This window comes from Kitasatospora sp. NPDC057500 (assembly GCF_042802195.1).
GTDB lineage: Bacteria > Actinomycetota > Actinomycetes > Streptomycetales > Streptomycetaceae > Kitasatospora.
In genome coordinates, this window is sequence record NZ_JBHVER010000432.1 from 1 (window position 1) to 1,724 (window position 1,724).

1 protein-coding gene is annotated in these 1,724 nt (G+C 73.3%); it reads left to right on the forward strand.

The window, feature by feature from the left end; translation table 11 throughout:
- Positions 1 to 222 precede the first annotated feature (222 nt).
- Positions 223 to 1,686, forward strand: coding sequence for an ABC1 kinase family protein (locus tag ACFU74_RS37225; protein ID WP_380764569.1), 1,464 nt, complete (start codon positions 223 to 225; stop codon positions 1,684 to 1,686).
- Positions 1,687 to 1,724: the final 38 nt, after the last annotated feature.

Sequence of the window (1,724 nt, forward strand, 5' to 3'; positions counted from 1 at the left end):
GCCTCGGCGATGGCCGAGGCGCCGAGGATCGGAGGAGGAGGGGCGGGGTGGGGGTGGGGGTGGGGGGAGGGGCCCCCGAAGAAGGGTGAAGGGTGAAGGGCGCTGCGACGAGGCGGCGGGGCGACGGATTACGGCTGGGGCCGCGGCGGCGAGCGGGCACAATGGCGTATGACGGTCGGCCTCCGCCGCGGGGGCCTTGGGCGTGTCGACTTGGAGGCCCGGGTGAGCGATCTTCCGCGCAAGGCAATGACCCGCACGGCAAGACTCGCCGCCCTGCCGCTGGGGATAGCCGGCCGGGCCACCCTCGGCCTCGGGAAGCGGATCGGCGGCCGGTCGGCCGAGGTGGTGACCGCCGAGCTGCAACAGGCCACCGCCGACCAGTTGTTCAAGGTCCTGGGCGAGCTCAAGGGCGGGGCGATGAAGTTCGGGCAGGTGCTGTCCGTCTTCGAGGCTGCCCTGCCCGAGGAGGTCGCCGGCCCCTACCGGGCGGCCCTGACCAAGCTCCAGGACGCCGCGCCGCCGATGCCTGCCGCGAAGGTGCACGCGGCACTGGCACAGCGCCTGGGCGAGGACTGGCGGAGCCTGTTCCTGGAGTTCGACGACCGGCCCGCGGCGGCCGCGTCGATCGGCCAGGTGCACCGGGCGGTGTGGCACGACGGCCGGGTGGTCGCGGTGAAGGTGCAGTACCCCGGGGCGGGGGACGCGCTGTTGGCGGACCTGTCTCAGCTGAGCCGGGTGGCGTGGCTGGTGGGTCCGCTGATTCCGGGCCTGGACATCAAGCCGCTGATCACGGAGCTGCGGGAGCGGGTCGCCGAGGAACTGGACTACGAGCTGGAGGCACAGGCACAGCGCCGTCACGCGGAGGAGTTCGCGGGCGATCCGGAGATCGTGGTGCCGGGTGTGGTGGCGCAGGCGGACCAGGTGCTGGTGTCGGAGTGGATGGACGGCACACCGCTGGCGGAGGTGATCGCCTCGGGTTCGCAGGAGGAGCGGGACCAGGCGGGCCGGTTGCTGGCGCGGTTCCTGTTCGCCGGTCCGTCGCGGACGGGGCTGCTGCACGCGGACCCGCATCCGGGCAATTTCCGGCTGTTGAAGGACGACGGCCCGGTGAGGGGCTGGCGGCTGGGGGTGCTGGACTTCGGGACGGTGGACCGGTTGCCGGGCGGACTGCCGGCGCCGATCGGGGCGTCGTTGCGGATGGCGTTGGCCGGGGACGCGGCGGGCGTGCTGGCGATGCTGCGCGAGGAGGGTTTCGTGAAGCCCTCGATCGAGCTGGATCCGGACGCGGTGCTGGACTACCTGCTGCCGATCATCGAACCGGCGGCGGTCGAGTCGTTCCACTTCACCCGGGCGTGGATGCGGGCGCAGGCCGCGCGGATCGCCGATCCGCGGTCGCCCGCGTACAACCTGGGCAAGCAGTTGAACCTGCCGCCGTCGTACCTGTTGATCCACCGGGTGACGCTGAGCACGATCGGCGTGCTGTGTCAGCTGGGTGCCAAGGCTCCGTTCCGGGCGGAGATGCTGGAGTGGCTGCCGGAGTTCGCCGAGGCGGGGTCGCCGGGGAAGCGGACGGCGGCGGGCCCGGCCAGGAAGAAGGCCCCGGCGAGGAGTCCCGCGGCGAAGAAGGCGGCGCCCGGGAAGGCAGCGGCCCCGGCCACGCGTCGGAGCCCGTCGGCGGAGGGCTGATCCGCCGTCCGTCGCGACGGCCGCAGGCCGCCTCCCGG